This window comes from Pseudomonas sp. P5_B2 (assembly GCF_056400445.1).
The window spans coordinates 1-1,389 of record NZ_JBFULH010000890.1 but is presented as its reverse complement, the minus strand read 5'-3'; the positions used below and the strand labels follow the sequence as shown (position 1 = coordinate 1,389).

2 protein-coding genes are annotated in these 1,389 nt (G+C 55.0%); both read left to right on the top strand.

Annotation, left to right across the window (positions count from 1 at the left end):
* Positions 1-234, top strand: a 234-nt coding sequence (locus tag AC1DRJ_RS27760; protein WP_477804964.1) for a hypothetical protein, incomplete at its 5' end; no start/stop codon positions are given.
* An 83-nt stretch (positions 235-317) separates the two neighbouring features.
* The coding region (locus AC1DRJ_RS27755) for a neuraminidase-like domain-containing protein (protein ID WP_477804963.1) at positions 318-1,389 on the top strand (1,072 nt) is incomplete at its 3' end.

The window sequence follows — 1,389 nt, the reverse complement described above, 5'->3', positions numbered from 1 at the left end:
CTCGGGTGGAGTTCCGACTATTCCACCCAAGCGCTGGGGATGGTGTTCACAAAGCCGTTGGCTGAACGCATTAAGTTCGATGACGGTCCTTTCAAGGTCGATATCAAGACCGCCAACATCCGCAACGGCCGGTTCCAGTTGAGCCTGTTCTGTGATCGCTTGAATGAAGCGCTGGTACTCGAAGGCACGCTGGGCAAGCGCCCGGTCACTCGGCGCTCATCGTCCACCTCATGAATTGATCGGTTGTCCAGAGACCTTGCCTGGCCACGCCACGTGGTGGCCAGTCGGGTCATCACGCATGACATGGAGGGAAAACTATGGAAACGCTCCAAATCAATGAGCTGACGGAACGTTATACGGCGGCGATATTAGACGCGGTGTTGGGTCAAAAGTTGTGGCGAGGTCCAGCCAGACTGAAAACCCCTGATGAGTTGAGCGAGTATCTGATGCTCGATACCCAGGACAGCGCACAACTGGAAGCCACCCGGATTTCTTCGACCGTGCGGTGTTTGCAGCAGCATATTCAGTCGGTCTACAGCGGCATGGAAAAGGGTTACGAGAACAGTCATTTTGAAGAGGATGACTTGCGCTACTGGTACCAGTTTCTGAGTCACTACAGCACCTGGTCAGCCAATGTGCTGCTCAAAGATCATGCGCAAAACTACATTGTCCCGTCACTTCGCTTGAACAAGACCACCCTGTTTCGAACCTTGGAAAACAACCTCAATCAGCTGCGCCTGAGTACCGGATCGGTGCAAAAAGGCTTGATGGAATACACCCAGGAGTTTCAGCGCCTCTGTGATCTGGATGTGCTCAGCGGCTATATCGACGGGGAAAATGTTCAGGACGCGCGCTATTACTTGATCGGGCAGGAACGGACAGCGCCGTTTGCCTACTATTTGCGCAGTGTCAAAGTCGAACTGACCAGGGAGAGCAAAAAAATCAATCCCGCCGCCTGGGGTGAATGGCAGAAAATCGATATCGCCACTGCAGGCAAGGTCGTGAATATCCGCTGCGTCAGTTGGCTGGGGCTGCCGGCCATCGTCTGGTGTGAATGGCTCGAACGCCAGATGGATAGCAACGGTGTGGTGCAGACACCCTGGACGCTGGAGATCAAACTCGCGTTCAGCTCGCTCAACGGCCAGTGGTCGGCACCGCTGTCGCTGCATCAACGTGAATGCGCGTACGACGTTTCCAATGGCCGGTTGACGGTTGTGTCCCTGGGGGACGGCGATCCTCGGGACGATCTGTTGGCAGTGTGTTACACCAATCGTCACGGCCTGGAAGGACAGGCCCCACTCCATGAAATTGAAATTCATGAAACCCGCGATGCGTTGTTCCGCAAGGTGGACGACGACACAGCAACGCTGTTGCAGATGACCTTTGGTC